This is a genomic window from Rummeliibacillus sp. TYF-LIM-RU47, assembly GCF_008638315.1.
In the GTDB taxonomy this organism is placed as follows: Bacteria; Bacillota; Bacilli; order Bacillales_A; family Planococcaceae; genus Rummeliibacillus; species Rummeliibacillus stabekisii.
In genome coordinates this window covers 494,580-513,390 of the sequence record NZ_VVIR01000001.1, presented here as the reverse complement: position 1 = coordinate 513,390, position 18,811 = coordinate 494,580, and the positions used below count along the sequence as shown (strand labels likewise).

Annotated in this window: 21 protein-coding genes; 8 read left to right on the top strand and 13 right to left on the bottom strand. The window is 40.4% G+C overall.

Translation table 11 applies throughout. The annotated features are described in order from the left end of the window. Positions 1-44 precede the first annotated feature (44 nt). The 13 genes from F0527_RS02440 to F0527_RS02380 all read right to left on the bottom strand — a co-directional run bounded on the left by F0527_RS02440 (position 45) and on the right by F0527_RS02380 (position 11,064). Positions 45-1,250, bottom strand: coding sequence for a thiolase family protein (locus F0527_RS02440; RefSeq protein WP_150283690.1), 1,206 nt, complete (start codon positions 1,248-1,250; stop codon positions 45-47). Then, positions 1,247-2,119 (bottom strand): 3-hydroxyacyl-CoA dehydrogenase, encoded by an 873-nt coding sequence (locus F0527_RS02435; RefSeq protein ID WP_150283689.1) that lies wholly within the window; start codon positions 2,117-2,119, stop codon positions 1,247-1,249. Before F0527_RS02435 ends, F0527_RS02440 begins: the two co-directional genes overlap by 4 nt. Before the next feature lie 70 nt (positions 2,120-2,189). Then, the gene (locus F0527_RS02430; protein ID WP_150283688.1) at positions 2,190-3,707 is read right to left on the bottom strand and encodes an aldehyde dehydrogenase family protein; all 1,518 of its coding nucleotides are present in this window, start codon (positions 3,705-3,707) and stop codon (positions 2,190-2,192) included. Positions 3,708-3,721: 14 nt separating this feature from the next. Continuing rightward, positions 3,722-4,495, bottom strand: coding sequence for an enoyl-CoA hydratase-related protein (locus F0527_RS02425; protein ID WP_150283687.1), 774 nt, complete (start codon positions 4,493-4,495; stop codon positions 3,722-3,724). A gap of 12 nt (positions 4,496-4,507) precedes the next feature. Continuing rightward, complete coding sequence (locus F0527_RS02420) at positions 4,508-5,284, bottom strand: enoyl-CoA hydratase/isomerase family protein (RefSeq protein WP_150283686.1); 777 nt, start codon at positions 5,282-5,284, stop codon at positions 4,508-4,510. After that, positions 5,281-5,589, bottom strand: coding sequence for an EthD family reductase (locus F0527_RS02415; protein WP_150283685.1), 309 nt, complete (start codon positions 5,587-5,589; stop codon positions 5,281-5,283). The genes F0527_RS02420 and F0527_RS02415 overlap by 4 nt, the downstream gene beginning before the upstream one ends. A gap of 19 nt (positions 5,590-5,608) precedes the next feature. Next, positions 5,609-6,109, bottom strand: a complete 501-nt coding sequence (gene paaD, locus F0527_RS02410) for a 1,2-phenylacetyl-CoA epoxidase subunit PaaD (protein ID WP_223823509.1) — start codon at positions 6,107-6,109, stop codon at positions 5,609-5,611. A 26-nt stretch (positions 6,110-6,135) separates the two neighbouring features. Further along, positions 6,136-6,948 carry a 1,2-phenylacetyl-CoA epoxidase subunit PaaC gene (gene paaC, locus F0527_RS02405; protein ID WP_150283684.1) on the bottom strand — a complete coding sequence of 271 codons (813 nt, stop codon included), beginning with the start codon at positions 6,946-6,948 and terminating at the stop codon, positions 6,136-6,138. Further along, on the bottom strand, positions 6,945-7,289 hold the full coding sequence (gene paaB / locus F0527_RS02400; protein ID WP_150283683.1) for a 1,2-phenylacetyl-CoA epoxidase subunit PaaB: 345 nt from the start codon (positions 7,287-7,289) through the stop codon (positions 6,945-6,947). Before paaB ends, paaC begins: the two co-directional genes overlap by 4 nt. 24 nt (positions 7,290-7,313) lie before the next feature. Continuing rightward, a complete protein-coding gene (paaA, locus tag F0527_RS02395) occupies positions 7,314-8,252 on the bottom strand; it encodes a 1,2-phenylacetyl-CoA epoxidase subunit PaaA (RefSeq protein ID WP_150284893.1) in 939 nt (312 codons plus the stop codon). Positions 8,253-8,410: 158 nt separating this feature from the next. Then, a complete protein-coding gene (locus F0527_RS02390; protein WP_147194708.1) occupies positions 8,411-8,650 on the bottom strand; it encodes a ferredoxin in 240 nt (79 codons plus the stop codon). Between the two features lie 37 nt (positions 8,651-8,687). Continuing rightward, positions 8,688-9,710: an NAD(P)/FAD-dependent oxidoreductase gene (locus tag F0527_RS02385; RefSeq protein WP_150283682.1), complete on the bottom strand. Its 1,023-nt coding sequence runs from the start codon at positions 9,708-9,710 to the stop codon at positions 8,688-8,690. A gap of 25 nt (positions 9,711-9,735) precedes the next feature. Continuing rightward, complete coding sequence (locus F0527_RS02380; RefSeq protein WP_150283681.1) at positions 9,736-11,064, bottom strand: phenylacetate--CoA ligase family protein; 1,329 nt, start codon at positions 11,062-11,064, stop codon at positions 9,736-9,738. A gap of 267 nt (positions 11,065-11,331) precedes the next feature. On the opposite strand from F0527_RS02380, the gene F0527_RS02375 reads away from it, so the two are divergent. The 8 genes from F0527_RS02375 (at position 11,332) to F0527_RS02340 (ending at position 18,798) form a co-directional block, all read left to right on the top strand. Further along, on the top strand, positions 11,332-12,009 hold the full coding sequence (locus F0527_RS02375; RefSeq protein WP_150283680.1) for a TrkA C-terminal domain-containing protein: 678 nt from the start codon (positions 11,332-11,334) through the stop codon (positions 12,007-12,009). Positions 12,010-12,098: 89 nt separating this feature from the next. Then, positions 12,099-12,302, top strand: coding sequence for a zinc ribbon domain-containing protein (locus F0527_RS02370; protein ID WP_066784624.1), 204 nt, complete (start codon positions 12,099-12,101; stop codon positions 12,300-12,302). 270 nt (positions 12,303-12,572) lie between these two features. Continuing rightward, positions 12,573-14,225: a peptide ABC transporter substrate-binding protein gene (locus F0527_RS02365; RefSeq protein ID WP_150283679.1), complete on the top strand. Its 1,653-nt coding sequence runs from the start codon at positions 12,573-12,575 to the stop codon at positions 14,223-14,225. A 357-nt stretch (positions 14,226-14,582) separates the two neighbouring features. Beyond that, positions 14,583-16,031 carry a MocR-like pyridoxine biosynthesis transcription factor PdxR gene (pdxR, locus tag F0527_RS02360; RefSeq protein ID WP_150283678.1) on the top strand — a complete coding sequence of 483 codons (1,449 nt, stop codon included), beginning with the start codon at positions 14,583-14,585 and terminating at the stop codon, positions 16,029-16,031. Positions 16,032-16,035: 4 nt separating this feature from the next. Then, positions 16,036-16,947, top strand: a complete 912-nt coding sequence (locus F0527_RS02355; RefSeq protein ID WP_150283677.1) for a D-alanine--D-alanine ligase — start codon at positions 16,036-16,038, stop codon at positions 16,945-16,947. A gap of 56 nt (positions 16,948-17,003) precedes the next feature. Then, a complete protein-coding gene (locus F0527_RS16910; protein ID WP_190323364.1) occupies positions 17,004-17,219 on the top strand; it encodes a hypothetical protein in 216 nt (71 codons plus the stop codon). A 461-nt stretch (positions 17,220-17,680) separates the two neighbouring features. Then, the gene (locus tag F0527_RS02345; protein ID WP_150283676.1) at positions 17,681-18,325 is read left to right on the top strand and encodes a class I SAM-dependent DNA methyltransferase; all 645 of its coding nucleotides are present in this window, start codon (positions 17,681-17,683) and stop codon (positions 18,323-18,325) included. 2 nt (positions 18,326-18,327) lie between these two features. Next, on the top strand, positions 18,328-18,798 hold the full coding sequence (locus F0527_RS02340; protein WP_150283675.1) for an S-ribosylhomocysteine lyase: 471 nt from the start codon (positions 18,328-18,330) through the stop codon (positions 18,796-18,798). Positions 18,799-18,811: the final 13 nt, after the last annotated feature.

Sequence of the window (18,811 nt, the reverse complement as noted above, 5' to 3'; positions counted from 1 at the left end):
ATAAAAGAGCATGGGTGCTTGAAGGGACAGCCTATTTACAACCTTTATTCATTGTAATTTTCTACAATAGCGGCAATGCCTTGACCCACACCAATACACATTGTGGCCAATCCGAATTTTTCGTTTCTCCTTTTCATCTCATAAAGAAGTGTTGTCAAAATACGCGCCCCACTAGCACCTAATGGATGGCCAAAAGCGATGGCTCCTCCGTTGACATTCACTTTATTCGAATCTAATTCTAGCTGGCGAATGCATTCAATTGACTGGGAAGCAAAAGCTTCGTTCAACTCGATAAGCCCGATATCATTTACAGTCAGGTCTGCTCGTTTAAGCGCTTTACGAGTTGCGTAAATCGGACCAAGTCCCATAACGGCCGGTTCCAATCCTGCTGTAGCTCCTGTTATATATTTGGCTAGCGGCTTTACATTCAGCTCTTTCGCTTTTTCCACGCTCATAAGAAGCAATGCCGATGCCCCATCATTTACTCCAGATGCATTTCCCGCTGTCACAGTACCACCTTCAAAAAGGGGCTTTAGGTTTCCAAGCTTTTCAAGTGTTGTCTCTGGACGCGGATGTTCATCACGGTCAACAACCATTTCACTTCCTTTGCGGTCCTTATATACAACCGGAACAATCTCTTCCGTAAAACGATTTTCTTCCAATGCTTTTTTGGCCCGTTGTTGACTTTCATGGGCAAATGCATCTTGATCCTCACGAGAAATGGTGTAACGCTGCGCAACATTTTCTGCCGTTTTCGGCATCGAGTCTGTTCCATACATTTCATGAAGAACAGGATTTGTAAAACGCCAGCCGATTGTTGTATCTTGCAGTTCCATATTTCCTCGTGGGAACTCTTGATTTGGCTTTGCCATGACTAACGGCGCTCGTGTCATGCTTTCTGTACCGCCTGCAATAAAGATATCTCCTTCACCTACTGCGATCGCTCGCGCAGCATACATCACAGCATCCATTCCTGAGCCGCACAGGCGATTAACCGTGGTGCCGCCGACCTCTACTGGAAGGCCTGCAAGTAGGGCTGCCATTCTGGCCACATTACGGTTGTCTTCTCCAGCTTGGTTCGCGTTGCCTAATACAACTTCTTCAATCTGTTCAGGAGGAATTGTCGGGTTTCGCTCAAGCAATGCTTTAATGACAACTGCTCCAAGATCATCCGGTCTGACATCCTTTAATGAACCTTTATATCTGCCAATCGGCGTACGGACTGCATCTACAATAACGACTTCTCTCATTTTTTTATCAGCTCTTTTTGATCAGTATAGTCATACACGCCTCTTCCACTTTTGCGGCCAAGTCTGCCCGCTTTCACATACTGTTCAAGAAGTGGTGCAGGCCGATATTTTTCACCTAGCTTTTCATGCAAATACTTTAAGTTGTTCAAACGGACATCAAGACCCACAAGATCAACTAATTCAAAGGGACCCATTGGATAATTCAATCCAAGTTTAATCGCTTTATCAATCTCTTCAGGCGTCCCGAGCCCTTCTTGTAACATATAGAAGGCCTCATTACCGACCAATGCACTGATCCGACTTGTCACAAACCCAGGGAATTCATTAATGACAACGGTCTCCTTACCCATTCTTTCAGCGACTGCTCTAATCACAGCTGCTGTTTCATCGCTTGTTTCGAGTCCGCGGATAATTTCAACGAGAGGCATTTTATGTACAGGATTAAAAAAATGCATCGCAATCGTTTTATCCGGACGTTTCGCGTAAGAAGCAATTTCTGTCGGGCTCATAGTAGAAGTATTTGTTGCGAAGTAGCAATGCTCTTGGGCATGCTCCTCCATCATTTCAAATACTTGTTTCTTAATAGCAGCTACTTCTGGTACAGCTTCGATCAGTAAATCAGCCCCTGCCGCGACGAATGCTAAGTCTGTTTCAAACCGTAAATTTTCACGAGCCTGTTCTGCTACCTCTACAGTGATGTGTCCGCGGGAGATGTTTTTTTCAAAAATAATCTCAATCTCTTTTTTGGCATTCTGCAATGCCTCTTCGCTTACATCTGCAACTGTGACAGAGTATCCGCCAAGTGCTCCAACATAGGCAATTCCTCTGCCCATGACACCTGAACCAATGACGCCAATGCGGTTGATCATATTTTTCTCCTCCTTTATGCAGGAAAACGGACAAGAGATCGTGATCACCTGTCCGTCTTCAATAAATAGTTTAAACGCCTAATGGATTAAGGGGACGGCTGCCATAGTAAGATAGGATACTCTTTGTTTCTGTATAGAGATCCAGTGACTCAATACTTAACTCGCGGCCAAAGCCTGACTGTTTGTATCCGCCAAAAGGCGTGCCCGGGAATGCAGAAAATGGACAGTTGACCATGACAATACCTGCTTGAATTCCGTTGGCTACACGTGTTGCTTTGGCTCCATCTTTTGTCCAAATCGCAGAACCTAGACCATATTCGGTATCATTTGCCAGCTTAATCGCTTCTTTTTCATCTTTAAACTTCATGACAACAACGACAGGTCCAAAGATTTCTTCTTTTACTGCTTTCATATCATGGTTCACATTAGCAATTACAGTTGGTTCATACCAGAAGCCATTTTCAAAGCCTTCAGGTTTCGCCACTTTCCCACCAGCAAGAATTTCTGCGCCATCTTCCACCGCAGATTTTACATAGCTGTTAATTGTGTCAAGTTGACGTTGGTCGATGATTGCCCCCATATGTGTACCTTTATCAAATGGATCACCCAGTTTAATAACTTTTGCCTTTTGGACGAACTTGCTCATGAATTCCTCATATATATCTTCTTGCACATACAAGCGTGAACGCGCTTCGCAAGATTGTCCGCTATTATAGAAAATACCAAACAATGATCCATCAACTGCCGCATCAATGTCTGCATCATTAAAGACCAGATTAGGCGATTTGCCTCCAAGCTCAAGTGTCACGCGCTTTAATGATTGCGATGCTTTGGCCATAATGTCTTTACCGATTGGCGTAGAACCTGTGAATGCAACTTTATCCACTTGTGGATGGCCCACTAGATAATCGCCCACTTCTGCACCTGAACCAGGAATAATATTCACAACGCCTGCAGGGACACCTGCTTCTAGGCAAATTTCGCCAAGGATAATCGTTGTAAGCGGCGTAAGAGAAGCAGGTTTAACAATAACGGAACAGCCAACAGCAATCGCCGGTGCCACTTTCCATGCAGCCATCATCATTGGGTAATTCCATGGCGTGATTTGGGCACAAACACCGACAGGTTCTTTTTCTGTATAGTTATGGAATTGCCCAGGCACATTATTAACCGTCCCGCGGTGGCCGACAATCGCGCCTGCGTAGAATTCAAAATCTTCAATGGCTTGCATAACCTGTCCCTGTGCAGCATGGATAGACTTACCTGTATCAAGAATTTCTAGTTCTACTAGTTCGTTGAAACGGGCACGCATAATAGAAGCAACCTTATTCAATACTTGTGCACGGCGGCCAACAGGGTACTTCTTCCATTTACCGTTATCAAATGCTTCACGTGCAGCAGATACCGCTCGATCTGCATCCTCTTTTGAAGCTTTTGCTACTTCAGCTACCAATTTGCCGGTTGCAGGATTGTATACTTTTATCGTTTCATCACTGCTGCTTTTTACCTTCTCTCCGTTAATGATTAAATGGTAAAAATCTCGTTTCATTGCTGCTTGTTCTACCTTGATTTCTTGAGTTGTTGACATCTATTCCACTCCTTTTATTTTCCTAGGAAAACTGGTTTTCTCTTTTGCATAAACGCATCAACGCCCTCACGATGATCAGCTGTCAAACCAGCGATCCGTTGTCCTTGGGCTTCACGTTCAAGATATTCGTCAAATGAAAGTGTGCTTGCCTCTTTCAGTGACCGTTTGATTAAGCCCATTGCCTTTGTCGGCATAGTTGCGAGACGGGCTGCAAAGGTGTGTACTTCATCAGTAAATGTTTCTGCTGTATAAACTCTATTAGCGAGGCCAAGTTCAACAGCTCTCTCTGCTGGTATTTTCTCACCCAGCATTGCTAACTCAGCTGCTTTTCCTTCACCTACAAGCTTCGTTAGGAAATAAAGATTGCCTGAATCCGGTATGAGCCCAACATGTATAAAAGCATTAACGAAACTAGCATTCTCAGAAACTAAGCGAAAATCACAAGCAAGAGCTAGAGAAAATCCAGCACCAGCGGCAACTCCGTTCACGGCTGCTACGATGGGCTTTTCGCATCGCCTCATCTCTTTTACCATTGGTCCATAATGCGATCTTAAAATATCTCCGTGATCCATCGTTTCATCTACTTCAGACAAATCTTGGCCGGAACAAAACGCTCGCCCTGCTCCTGTGAATACTATTGTTCGGACTTCTTCATCTCGTGAAGCTGTCTTAACGGCATCTTTAATTTCACTATTCATCCTTGCAGTAAACGCGTTAAGTTTGTCAGGTCTGTTCAACGTGAGCCAGGCAACTCCATCTCTTACGTCATAATGAATGGTTTCAAACATCGATGCAGCTCCTTATCTACCTTTATATTCTGGTTTTCTTTTTTCTACAAAAGCATTCATGCCTTCTTTTTGATCCTGTGAAGCAAAAAGAAGATAAAAATTCTTCCGTTCATATTGCATGCCCTCGTATAGTGGATAATCGACAGCCTTATTAACTGAATCCTTGATCAGACGTAAAGAAAGTGGGGGCTGTTTTGCAATCTTGGCCGCAAATTTCAATGTTTCTTCCATTAATAATTCCGGGGAAACAATTTGATTAATCACACCATGTGTTAAAGCATCTTCTGCTGGAATCCTCTCTCCTGTCCAAAGCCACTGAAGCGCTTTTGTACGTCCTGCCAGTTTCGTCAGCCTTTGAGTCCCACCTGCCCCAGGCATAACACCGAGTGATACTTCTGGGAAACTAAATTCGGTGCCAGAAGCCGCGATTAAAAGATCACAGCATAACGCAAGCTCAAATCCGCCGCCAAATACAAACCCTTTCACAGCTCCAATGATAGGTTTTTTGATGAGTGAGATATGGTCCCAATCCGCAAATTGGTTTAACAATTCCAGTTGAATTGGATCATCTTCCGCCATTTCATCAATATCAGCGCCAGCTGAGAAAGAGTGACCCTTTCCGGTTAAGACAATCACCTGCACCTCTTTATTTCGGTCAAATGACTCCATTGCTTCCACGACTTCACTTACCATTTTTCGATTAAGAGCATTTAACTGGCGGGGGCGGTTTAACTCTATGACCGCCGTTCCGCCTGTTATAAATGTGTCGATACAGTCAAAAGCACTCATTCTACTTCCTCGCCGATCATCAATGTTACAAGATCACCTGCAAATCCCATTAAATCTTTTCCGGAAGCTTTCCCTTCATCCGATTTCATGCCGCTTTTCAAATCTTCCATGCTGTCATAAATCATTTCGCACATGAGATAAAGATCTGGTTCACCGCCTGCCATCACATTTTTAGTAAATCTCGTTACTTTCATTTCACGAAGACCTGGAATTTTTGCTGTGATGGGTCCGTGAACATTAAAATAATGCTCATCAAATTTCTCTTTGTCTTTCGGTTGTTTGTATAATGCCACTACTTTTGCCATTCTAAATCCCTCCACTTTTTTACATGATTGTTGATACTGGTTTCATTGCTTCAAACGGGTTCTTACAACTTTTGCAGTACAAAATGCTTCTGCAGGCAGTAGGCCCGAAGATATTTTCCATGGTTACATAAGTAGAATCGCAGTAAGGGCAATCCACATGCCATGAACCATCTTCTTCAAAGTGCTGCGGCGGCGGAGCAATGCCAAATGCACGCAGCCCTTTGTGCCCTTCTTCAGTAATACGTTCAGATGTCCAAGGTGGATGGAATACAAATTCGACTTCTACCTCACCCACCGATAGCAGTCTTTTCACTGCATTCACTGTATTTTTCTTAATAATTTCTAATGCAGGACATCCCAGAAAAGTGGGAAGGAGCACTACATTCACGTTGTTTCCTTCCACATTCACATTCTCTACCATACCTAAATCAATGATGCTGACTGTATCGATTTCTGGATCTTTCACGCCCATTAACGCATTTAATACTTCTTGTTGAATTTCTTCTTCAAGTGATACCACCTGAGATCACCTCTTTTGATGTTCATTTACCAAGCTGCTGCAGTATCTAATCTGTACACTTCTGACAGAGTCGTTAATGCAGATGCCAATTCTTCCGTATGATCGCCATTGCGTCCATTCTTTGCCGAAGCTTCTGGAAGGTCTGGCACTTTCATCGCAACACATTCAAAAGGTAACTCCATGTTCGATTTCCATTCCTCTTTTAATTGATCTTCGCTGGCAATTAGACCGCTCTGTTCAATCGCTGTTTTTTCATCTCCGTACGAGAAAACATCGCCAAAATCCTTCATCACAAGCTCTATTGCTTCGTTCATTCGGCGTTTTGCTTCATCTGTTGTATTGAGAAGCTGAATAAACCATGTTTTCCAGTGAAGAAGATGATAGTACAGCTCCATGTTTACTTTTACAGCCGTTTCAGCAAGCGGCTTATAGTTGCTTTGCCGTAATGAATCCATCTTGACTTTTTTTGCTTGGGTGTAGAAGAAATTTCTAACAACAGCGTAAGCCCAGTCATATTTCGGGGTTTCCATGTAATAGCCTTCACCGTTCACTCGTTCAGCGAGCACACTATTTCTTCTATCCTGAGCTTCCCGCAGGTGTGCAAGGTCATCTGCTTTTCCAGCGCCAAGATCCTCAAGCAGTGTATAGAACATAGCCGCATGCCCCATTGTGTCTTGGCTGATGGAGGAAGACGCCACATCCTCTTCTATATGCGGGGCAAGGCCGAGCCATTCAGAGCCGCGGAAAGAGATGAGAAAATCATCGTCCGCTAATTGAAACAATAGATTTTCTAATGCTTTTTTGTATTCAGGGCTTAATACGTTTTCTCCGCTGCTCATTTGCTGTTCCCTCCCCACGATAGGATTTCTTTTTCATCCAGCATTTGCTGCTCGTAATGGCGCCACTTCTTTTTTAGATAGCCATAGCCTTTAGTTGTGCGGTATTGCTTATTATCCAATCGGCACAGTGTCAGTTTCTCATCAGCATTCATAGAACGGATATGTTCTCTATCTACAATCCAGATATCTGCAACAGGCTCACGGCGCATAAAGTTTTCCTGTGCCATGATAAACGCCATATCTTTGTTTGGCGCAAGCAGGCTAAATTGGTGCTGAAAAGCAGAACTTGGCGTTCGTTTGCTAAACACTTCATATTCTCGGTAAAATGTTTTTTCTGCCATTTATATGACCTCCCATCGGTACAATTAATTGGTTGTAGCTGCTAACGCATCACGCACCCATGCGTTATTTTCATATGAAGTTCTACGAAGATTGAGGCGTGCCTGTGAACGTGGTCCTTGGTTTTTAATAATTTTCTTAAACTCAGACCAATCTGGCTGCTGGTAGATCCACATTTGTTTTTCTTCATCGTAATGCATGGTTGGATCCGGCAGTTTAAGCCCGAGCGAAAGGATTCGTGGAATATATTTTGTAAAGAAGTCTTGCCTTAGCTGTTCATTTGTTTTTGTACGGATTTTATATTTAATCGTAATGTCCTGTTTGGAGGAGCCAGTTGTTTCCTTGCTTGCTGGGCCAAAGAACATCAACAAAGATTCCCACCAATGATTTATTGCTTCTTGTACCATCGTTCTCTGTTCTTCTGTTCCTTCTGCAAGCGCCATAATGATGGCTTCCCCATGCTGGGCATGGAAGACTTCTTCTGCACAGATGCGCTGAAGTGCTCGTGCATACGGACCATAGGAGGAGCCAAGCATGTTTGTTTGAGTAATAATCGCTGCACCATCGACGAGCCAGCCGATCAGCCCCGCATCTCCCCAAGATTTCGTATCCATATGGAAGACATTATGGAATTTTAAGTCCCCATTAAATAAATCCTGCATGATATCGCTACGGGTTTTACCGTATGGCTTCAATAAATCTTCCGCTACACGCAGCAGTAATTGCCCATGCCCCATTTCATCTTGTACTTTCGCCATAATGGCAAGCTTCCTGTGAAGCGTCGGTGCTTTCGGTACCCATTCTTTTTCCGGAAGCGCTCCCATAATTTCGCTGATACCATGCATGGAAATTAACTTAATGAGCGCGATACGGTATTCCTCAGGCATCCAGTCATCAGCCTCAATTTTGTCTCCCGCTTCAATCCGCTCGATAAATTGTTCAAGCTTTTCATCTTCGCTTTTCATTGCCAGATTAGACACTAGCTCTCCTCCTTAAAAAATAATTTATTTATAGTTTCTATAACAGATTTACACGCCGTTACGATTATATGTTATGTGTCAAAGAAATATTTCCACCATTATCAGGTTTTGTTGCGCTTCCCCACTTTTAATAAAAGCACTATTTAGGATTTCACAGCGAAAAATGGCTCACTTTCCACTTTTATTGAATCTGTCGGACAACCTTCTACCGCATCCTCTAAGTCTTCAAGGAGATATTCAGGAACTTCAACGCGTCCTTCATTATCATCTAAAATGACATGAGAGATGCCTTCTTCGTCATAATCGAAAATATCTGGTGCACTGGCTTCGCAAGCACCGCATGCAATACAAGTTTCTTTGTCCACCATGGTGTACTTCGGCATGATAAAAGTTCCTCCTTTGATCTTTGTAAGGGGTAGTTTACACAGATTTTGCTATGTTTTTTTCGCTTTCTCCCATCACAGAGGTGCTGTGCAATGGCTGCACTTTTGCTTTTGGGTCAATATACACTTTGGCATTGCTAACTGCAGTTGGCGCTTCGCCGAAACCACTGGCAATAAGCTTTACCTTTCCTTCGTATGTGCAAATATCTCCGGCAGCGTAAATCCCTTCAATATTCGTTTCCATCCTTGAGTTAACAACAATACTATTCTTCTCAATCTCGAGACCCCAATTCTTCATAGGTCCAAGCGATGAAACAAAGCCGTATGTGACGACAACATCATCCACCTCAATCGTCTCTTTTCGGTCGCCTTTTACCTGCTCCAGCACAACCTTTTCAATCCGATCTTTACCGATTAATTCTGTTGGAACAAACGGCGTCATGATCGTAACCGACGAATTCTTCATATTTTCCACGCTATGCTCATGTGCACGGAACTTATCTCGTCGGTGGGCAATAGTAACCTGTTCAGCTATTGGTTCAAGCATCAACGCCCAATCTACCGCTGAATCTCCTCCTCCAAACACTTGCACTTTTTTACCGGCAAATTTGTTGAGGTCTTGGATGAAATAATGGAGGTTTTGACCTTCATACTTCTCTGCTTCTTTCAACTCCAGCTTCCTAGGCTGAAAAGCCCCATTTCCTGCTGTAATAACAATGGCCTTGGTATAATGAATGCCATTATTTGTTGTTAACTCAAAAATGCCATCTTCTCGTTTTTCAAGAATTTCAACTGATTCCCCTAAGCAAATAGTCGGTTGAAATTGGTCCATCTGTTCTTTCAGATTATCAACCAGCTCCTGCGCCTTGATTTTTGGGAAACCCGCCACATCATAGATATATTTTTCTGGGTAAAGAGCCGATAGCTGACCGCCAAGCTGCGGCAGGCTTTCAATCACTTTGCAGGACATTTTCCGCATACCTGCATAAAAAGCAGTAAACATGCCGATTGGTCCTCCGCCAATTATCGTAATATCAAAAATATTCTGATTTTCATTCATGCAATTCCGTCCTTCCATGTTTCTATTACACTACTACCGCCTTAGAATTTCTTAAATCTACAATTCGGGCAGCTTTCCCTTCTGACCTTGGGATTGTTTTAGGAATATTAAAGACAGTGTTTATGGTCACTAAGCATGTAGATTTCATCACTCGCTGGATTTCTTTCTTTATTTTCGAAACACGTTCATTTGACAAGTCTTGGCCTATTTCCTCATATAGTTTGCTTTCTATCTCGACATGTAACACTGCTTCGTCCATTGCTCCATTGCGGATAAGATGGATTTGGAAATGCGGCACAAGTCCATCGATTTGAAGTAACACCCGCTCTATTTCAGATGGAAAGACATTTACACCGCGGATAATAATCATGTCATCCGTACGTCCCTTTACTCTAGACATTCTGACTGTTGTCCGTCCACAGCTACATTTTTCTCTTGATAAAGAGGCAAGGTCACCTGTACGATAACGCAAAACTGGAAACGCTTCCTTTGTTAAGCTTGTAAAAACAAGCTCGCCAATTTCTCCATCTGAGACTGGTTCCAATGTCATCGGATCAATTACCTCTACAAAGAAATGATCTTCCTGTACATGCAGGCCATCTTGCGCTTCTGCACACTCAATTGAAACACCCGGCCCCATAATTTCGCTCAATCCATAAATATCGACTGCTTTCAAATTAAACATCTCTTCAAGCTTAGTCCGCATCTCTTCAGACCAGGGCTCAGCACCAAAAATGCCATATTCGACTGATGTTTCTCTCGGATCTTTACCCATCTCCAGCATCTTCTCACCTATGTTTAAAATGTAAGATGGGGTTCCACAAATTCCACGCGGTTTGAAATCTTCAATAACCGTGATTTGCCGTTCTGTATTACCTCCTGATATGGGAATGACTGCCGCTCCAAACATTTCAGCACCGTAGTGTAAGCCAAGCCCACCTGTAAACAATCCATAGCCATATGCATTGTGGAAAATATCTGTTTTCTTCCCTCCCGCAGCCACTATGGACCGGGCGACAATTTCGCTCCAAACTTTTAAATCATTCTCTGTATAACCAACAACAGTCGGCTTCCCACTTGTTCCTGATGAAGCATGGATTCTCACAAGCCTCTCTTGTGGAACAGCAAATAAACCATATGGATAATGATCCCGCAAATCTTGTTTTTTTGTAAATGGGAGCCTTAGTATGTCATCCAAGCATTTAATGTCCTCTGGTGTAATCCCTATTTCACTAAATTTATTTTTATAGAATTCTACATTTTCATAGACTAACCTTACTGTGTTTTGAAGGCGCTCAACCTGTAAGCTCTCCATTTCAGAACGCGCCATTGTTTCAATTTGCGGATTGTACATGTGGTGTAACCCCCTAATTGTAGAATATGGAACATTAAAATCTGAAACTATATAACACTTTTTAAACGATTAATTATTTAGTTGTAATACAATTAAATTCTAATTTTCGTTTTACCAGTTGTCAACAGTAAATTCTGAAAATTCTTTTATATTTGAGGGTTACCTTCTATATCTTAAAAGCATTTGAGATTTAGATAACAAAAGTAGCATGTTTCTCAAGAAGCAAGAATCGGGTAATTAAAGGAGGGATAAGGAGCGTGAGCTAAGATGGGCTACGTATTTATTATGTTATATTTTGTGATTATTGGATTCGTTATTGAGATTTCTGTCATGTTATTTCACTTTACCGGCCTCAAAACAAAAATATCGAGGTTTCAGGTCATCTCAATGCTAACAGCCACTGGCTTCACGACAGATGAATCCAAGATTATCATTGATCATCCGATACGAAGAAAAATTGCATCATTTCTTATATTATTCGGTGCCTTTTCACTTGCGGTCATTATTTCCTCCATCAGCAATATTCTGTCGGACGATTTAAGACTTAAGGAGCTATCCATCATTTGCGGTGTACTCTTTGTAATTCTGGCGATTTTAAAATTACCTTTAACTCGAAAAAAATTAACACGATCTTTTAAACGAGAGTTAGAGAATGAATTTCAAATATATGAGCGCCCTCTAAAAGATGTTTTATATCTAGACAGTGAGGATTTTGTAACGGAAATGGATATTACTGAACACTCTAAACTAGTGGGCAAAAGGATTTCTGACATATTAGATGAGGAAGAAGACATACGTATATTATTCATTAAAAGAGGAGAAGTTTGGATAAGAAAGGATTTATTCTCCTGTACCTTAAATCAAGGTGACCAAGTACTTCTCTATGGAAATAAAAAAGAGATTGAAGAAAAATTTGCTCGGGAACTAAATCAGAGGAAGATCTAACGTATTCTAATAATATAAAAATCGTAATGAATCTTTTGGTTCAATTATTCGTAGATGAATCATAGACAAAATGAAAAGGAGGAATTGAATTGGAAGGTAAAGGTTGTATTAAGTGTGGTTGTACGGATGCTGTTACAAAAGAAGTTGCTATGACGGGCACAGGTTTGTCCAAGATGTTTGATATTCAGCACAATCAATTTATTGTGGTGTATTGCAAAAACTGTGGGTATGCAGAATTTTATAACAAAAAGTCATCTGCTTCCTCTAATATCTTAGATTTATTCTTTGGTTAGATGATATGTAGTTCGCTAATTGCATAAGATGAAACAAGAAAAAGAGAAGTGAGAAGCCACTTCTCTTTTTTATTATCTAGTTCTCTCCTCTTAAATATATTTCATATTCCATAGAACGATATATTTCGATATGCGAAATAATAGTGCTGAATATTCATTAAATTTTAATAAATTTAATAATTCTGTTTTATTCTACTTTATCCTTTGATATAGTATTAATAGTTACTCTTCTCAAGTAGCTAAATTTTTCATTAGATAAGGGGGATTTTTATGAAGAAAAGGTTTTTATCGCTTGTGCTATTATCAGCTTTAATGCTAGTACTTGCTGCATGTAACTTCGGCGGAACGAAAGAAAAAGATACCTCTTCCGGCGGGCAATCATCTTCTGGCACTACCAAAAACGAAGATAAAACGTTAAATCTTTCAATTGCTTCTGAACCACCAAGCTTGAATCCACAGTTGGCAACGGACAGTACTTCTGGTGCTATCATTCGTGCAGCGTTTGAGGGTCTTACTCGTGTAGATAAAGACGGTAATGTTCAAAACGCAATGGCGGAGGATGTAAAAGTAAGCGATGATAAATTAACGTACACATTCAAGTTGCGTGAAGCAAAATGGTCAAATGGCGATCCAGTTGTAGCTGGCGACTTCGCTTATGCTTGGAAATGGGCTTTAGATCCAAAGAACGCTTCTGAATATGCTTCAATCCTTTACCCTATTAAAGGCGCGGCAGCATTTAACGGTGGAAAAGGTTCTGCTGATGATTTAGGCATCAAAGTAGTTGATGAGAAAACATTAGAAGTAACACTTGAAAACCCAACACCTTACTTCTTAGAATTAACAGCATTCTATACTTATATGCCTGTTAACGAAAAAGTAGTTAAAGATAATAAAAAATGGTTCGCTGAAGCTGGCGATACTTATGTAACAAACGGTCCTTTCACATTAAGCGACTGGAAACACAATGACTCAATCACTCTTAAAAAGTATGCTGATTACTGGGATAAAGACAACGTAGCTTTATCTACTGTTAACGTTAAAATGGTTGAATCTGAAACAACTGCTAACCGTATGTTCAAAAGCGGAGATCTAGATTACTTAGGCTCTCCATACCAAACTGTTCCACTTGATGCAATGGATGGTTATAAAAAAGACAAAACTTTAAAATCTATGCCATATGCTGCTATCTATGAGTACAAATTCAATACAAAAGGTAAATTCACTAAAAATGCAAACATCCGTAAAGCATTATCTTACGCAATCGACCGTCAAGGCTTAGCTGATAATGTATTAAAAGGCGGACAAAAACCAGCATTGAGCAATGTACCAGTTGCAATCGAAGGATTTGAAGATCAAAACAACAAATTCAAAGACAACGATATCGAAGCAGCGAAAAAAGCACTTGAAGAAGGTATGAAAGAATTAGGTATCAAAAAAGCTAGCGATATCAAAATCGGCATTTCTATCAACACAAGTGAAGCACACGCTGCTATCGCACAATATATTCAAGAAGGCTGGCACAAAAACCTAGGTATCGAAGTGAAAATGGATAACTCAGAATGGCAAGTATTCCTTGATAAAGTAACTGCCCTAGATTATGATGTAGCGCGTATGGGCTGGATCGCTGACTTTAACGATGCTTACACATTCCTAGAACGTTATGATACTGCTAAAAATGGTAACAATGATACTGCTTGGGAAGATCCAAAGTACAAATCTTTACTAGTTTCTGCAACAAAAGAAACGGACGAAAACAAACGTCTTGATTTATTAAAAGAAGCTAACACAGTGCTAGCTGAACAAATGCCAATCGCACCAATCTACTTCTATGTAAACAACTATGTAGAAAAAGATTATGTGAAAAACATGGCACCAAACAAGCTAGGTGAAATTGACCTTAAAGCTGTAGATATCGAAAAATAACTTTAAAAAACTGCTTCCACCGTTAATTCGTTGGAAGCAGTTTTTTAGTTTCCTATAGTTTTGTATAATTTATAATAAAGAATACACTGGTTATTTAACTTCTCATTTAAATCACTTAACTTTCGTCGATCTTCTCTTTTCCCACTCCTGCTTCCCTACTTTGTAAAAAAGGTACCACAGAAATTAATGCCAGAGTACAACTCATTGTGTTGGATTCAATAAAACATCAATAATAAACTTCTCTATCACTGCCTCTAATAACTTAGTGGCCAACCACAGGATTGGAAAAATACATAATACGTGGACCTTTCGAAATCAATTCAGAAATGTAAAAATGTTATTAAGGGGATGAATTCATTGTTTAACGATTTTAAGCTAACGGAAGACCGTCCTATATATATTCAACTGAAGGATTATCTTAAAAGGATGATTACCAACGGACATTTACTTGAACACAAAAAGCTTCCATCTACCCGAGAATTCAGCTCATTATTATCCATCAGTCGAAATACCGTTCTAACGGCTTATACAGATTTGGAGCAAGAAGGGCTTATCTATGCAGTGAAAGGAAAAGGACACTTTGTAAGCCATGTTGAAACATTCAAATCCCAATCCATCCATTTGAATTGGACGGAAAAGATCAATGGGCAAACCTTTCTAGCAGAAAAGATGGACCTCATGAAGCATGGAGTGGGCTGGAAAAAAGGAATGATCTCATTTACTAGCATCGCCCCCGATGAAAAGCTTTTTGATGTAGAGAATTTCAAAAGAGCTTTTTTAAATCGGATGTCCCTAGAGGGAGATATTGTTCTCAACTACGGCTATGCAAAGGGCTATAAACCACTTATCGAATATCTGCTTCATTACATGGAGATTAAAGGAATCGATACTAGTAACAAAGATATTTTAATTACAAATGGATTTACAGAAGGCCTTGATTTACTTTTATCCTCTTTAAATAAAAAGAATGGCCGTCTTATTTGCGAAAATCCAACCCATCATTCTGCCCTTAAGCTTTTTCAATTACACGGCTTTGAAATCGATGGAATTGAAATGGAAAACGATGGTGTTAATGTGAAGAAGTTAGAAAAATCCCTATCCGAAAAGGAATATGATTTTGCTTACTTGATTCCGTCTTACCATAATCCAACGGGTATCGTAACATCCTCAGAAAAAAGGAAGAAAATGATGGATCTGTTTTCATCCTATCAACTGCCAATTATTGAAGATGGATTTAATGAAGAATTACGTTACTCAGGATCACATCTAGCACCGTTAGCTGCCTTTGGTGGACTTGGCAATAACGTCATATATATTAGTAGCTTCTCTAAGATTCTTTTTCCTGGCTTACGGGTGGGGTGGATTTTAGCAGACAAAGAGTTGATTTATTACTTGGAAAGTATGAAAAGAGCTCGTACCATTCATACATCAACATTAGATCAAGCAGTGTTATATCAATATTTAAATGATGGCTATTTTGAAAAATATATAAAAAAAGCAAAAGCAGTCTATAAGAAAAAATATGAGCTTGCTGTCCATTATTGTAAGCAATATATCCCCTGTAAACGGATAACTGGTGACGGCGGACTACACCTTTTTATAGAACTAAATAACAATATAGATACACAAAAGCTCCTGGAAGCATGTTACCCAAAAGGCGTTGTTTTTTCGATAGGCCATGTATTTTATACGGACAATAATGGAAAACATACGCTGCGTTTAGGCTTTTCTAGGCTACAAGAAAACGAGATTGTTGAAGGAATTAAAATTATAGGAAACACCTTAAAAACTAATTTTGGAGGTTAAACAAATGAGAGTTGGCGTCATTATGGGAGGGATTTCCTCCGAGAAGCAAGTTTCAATCATGACAGGTGAAGAAATGATGGTACATTTAGATAAAGATAAATATGAGGTCGTAACGATTCGGATTGAGAAAAAAGAAGACCTAATAGAAAAAGCACGGAATCTTGACGTTGCATTATTGGCGCTACATGGTAAATATGGTGAGGATGGGACTATTCAAGGTACTCTAGATACTTTAGGCGTTCCCTATACAGGAAGCAATGTCTTGTCCAGCAGTTTATGTATGGATAAGAATATATCGAAAAAGGTCATCAGATATGAAGGCGTACAAACACCTGATTGGATTCACCTTTCAAATAATGATGAACTTAATCTGGACGAATTAGATCAATTGGGATTCCCTGTAGTGGTGAAACCTAATTCAGGCGGTTCGAGTGTAGGTGTAAAAATTGTGTATGACAAGGAATCAGTTAAATCAGCGATAGCAGACGTATTCAAATGGGATACAGAAGTGATTATTGAAAAGGTTATTTCTGGTGAGGAAATCACTTGTCCTATATTGAATGGAAAGCTTTTACCGACGATTTCAATCCGGCATCAGGGTGAATTCTTTGATTACACCTCGAAATATGATGATGCAGCTACCATTGAAGAAGTGGTTCAGCTCCCTATTGAAACACATAATCGTGTTGCTGATGCAGCCATCTCTTGCTATAAGGCACTGAAATGTAGCGTCTATGCCCGAGTAGACATGATGATTTACAACGGTGTTCCCTATGTGTTAGAAGTTAATACACTACCTGGATTAACAAAAAATAGTCTAATGCCGAAAAGTGCAGAAGCAGCAGGAATACCTTACTCTCAATTGCTTGATTCTATTATTGAAAGTTCACTTCAAGCTAGGAAAAACGAAGCTTAATATATAACCTGATGAGAATTATTTGTTCTATCGGAAACAATAAGGAGTGAAATAAGATGGTGATAAGAAAAGCGGTTATAGAGGATTGGAAACAGATTTCTTCGCTATTAGACCAGTTAGAATACTCGAATACTGAATCATTTATTAAAGAGAAGCTCGAAGTACTTTTTCGCGACCCAAATGGCATTGCCATTCAAGAAGAACCGATGCCCATAGGTTTTATACGCGACAAGGGTATTCTGAATCACCGAAATACTTTATCAAAATGTTAGCCTAATCTGACTAAACCTTATGGTTATCATAAAAACGAGAAACCTCTTATAGTAGGTTTCTCGTTTTTATGATGATTTTATTCAGGAATATACGGCAATTCCAGCTCATCTGGTAGGTTGATAACGTGAGTTTCTGTATAGGATTCCCCCCCTCTTCTCCATATTCATAACCTACACCTGATTGTTTAACTCCCTCCACAGGGGAAACGAATATCTGATTCTTGCATCGCCGCAGTATTTACAACCTATTCCCCACTGATTCTAAAGATTTGAAAACAACAGTCAAAAAGATTGATATCAACATATATTAAATCAACCGGTATGCTTCACTGTCAGTGTAATGGTACTTCAATATTTTTATCATCACGATAAAAAGATATTTGACATTCTTGATTTTTCTGAAAACATCTGGTAGTCTAATTTTAATTCCTAGTAAAGTAATCCGAAAAGAGGGGATGAGTATGGGAAGAGAATTCAACGACTTGTTTGATCAATGGGCTCAGACATATGATGGAACGATTTCGGGCCATGATCTTGAATATACAGAAGTGTTTACAAGGTATGATGAGATTTTAGAGGAAGTGGCAGACCGAGCATCCGGTTTTGTTATTGAATTTGGTGTCGGAACCGGCAACCTGACGAGTAAGCTTGTTAGCAAAGGAAGTGAGGTCTATGCTGTTGAACCATCCCAAGGGATGAGAGAAAAAGCAAAGGAGAAGCTCCCTGATCTCACGCTGATTGACGGTGATTTTCTTCAGTTTCCCGATCCTCGCGTAAAAGCCGATGCAATTGTCAGCACCTATGCCTTTCATCATTTGACAGATGAAGAGAAAGATAGAGCGATTGGCCGTTTTCATGAAGTGCTCAATGAGAATGGGAGAATTGTTTTTGCTGACACTGTTTTCTTGGACGATAATGCCTATAAAGCAAAAATCAAAGAGTCCGAGGAAAAGGGATTCTTCCGGCTTGCCGAAGATTTAAAGAGTGAGTACTACACGACCATTCCGGTTCTGACCAAATTATTCGAGAAGAATGGTTTTCTCGTAAAATTTGAACAGCAAAATGAGTTTGTATGGCTCATAGATTCAATAAAAAAGGAGAGATAACTATGGCAGCACAACAAAAGATGAATGTAGAAAGCTTTAATCTCGACCATACAAAAGTAGCAGCACCCTATGTCCGACTTGCAGGTGTCAAAGAAGGGATCAACGGAGATGTCATCCGCAAATATGATATTCGCTTTTGCCAGCCGAACAAAGAGCATTTAGAAATGCCCGCTTTGCACTCGCTTGAGCATATGATGGCAGAATTCAGCCGCAACCATTCCGATAAAATTGTCGACATTGGACCAATGGGCTGCCAAACAGGCTATTACATGGCGTTAATCAACCATGATAATTATAAAGAAGTACTCGATATTCTTGAAAAAACGCTGAATGATGTTCTCATAGCAACCGAAGTACCTGCCTGCAACGAAGTACAATGCGGCTGGGCAGCGAGCCACAGCCTGGAAGGTGCAAGAGAAGCAGCGAGAAAAATGCTGGCAAAAAGAGATGAATGGACAGAAGTATTTGCCTAAAAATGAGGGAGCA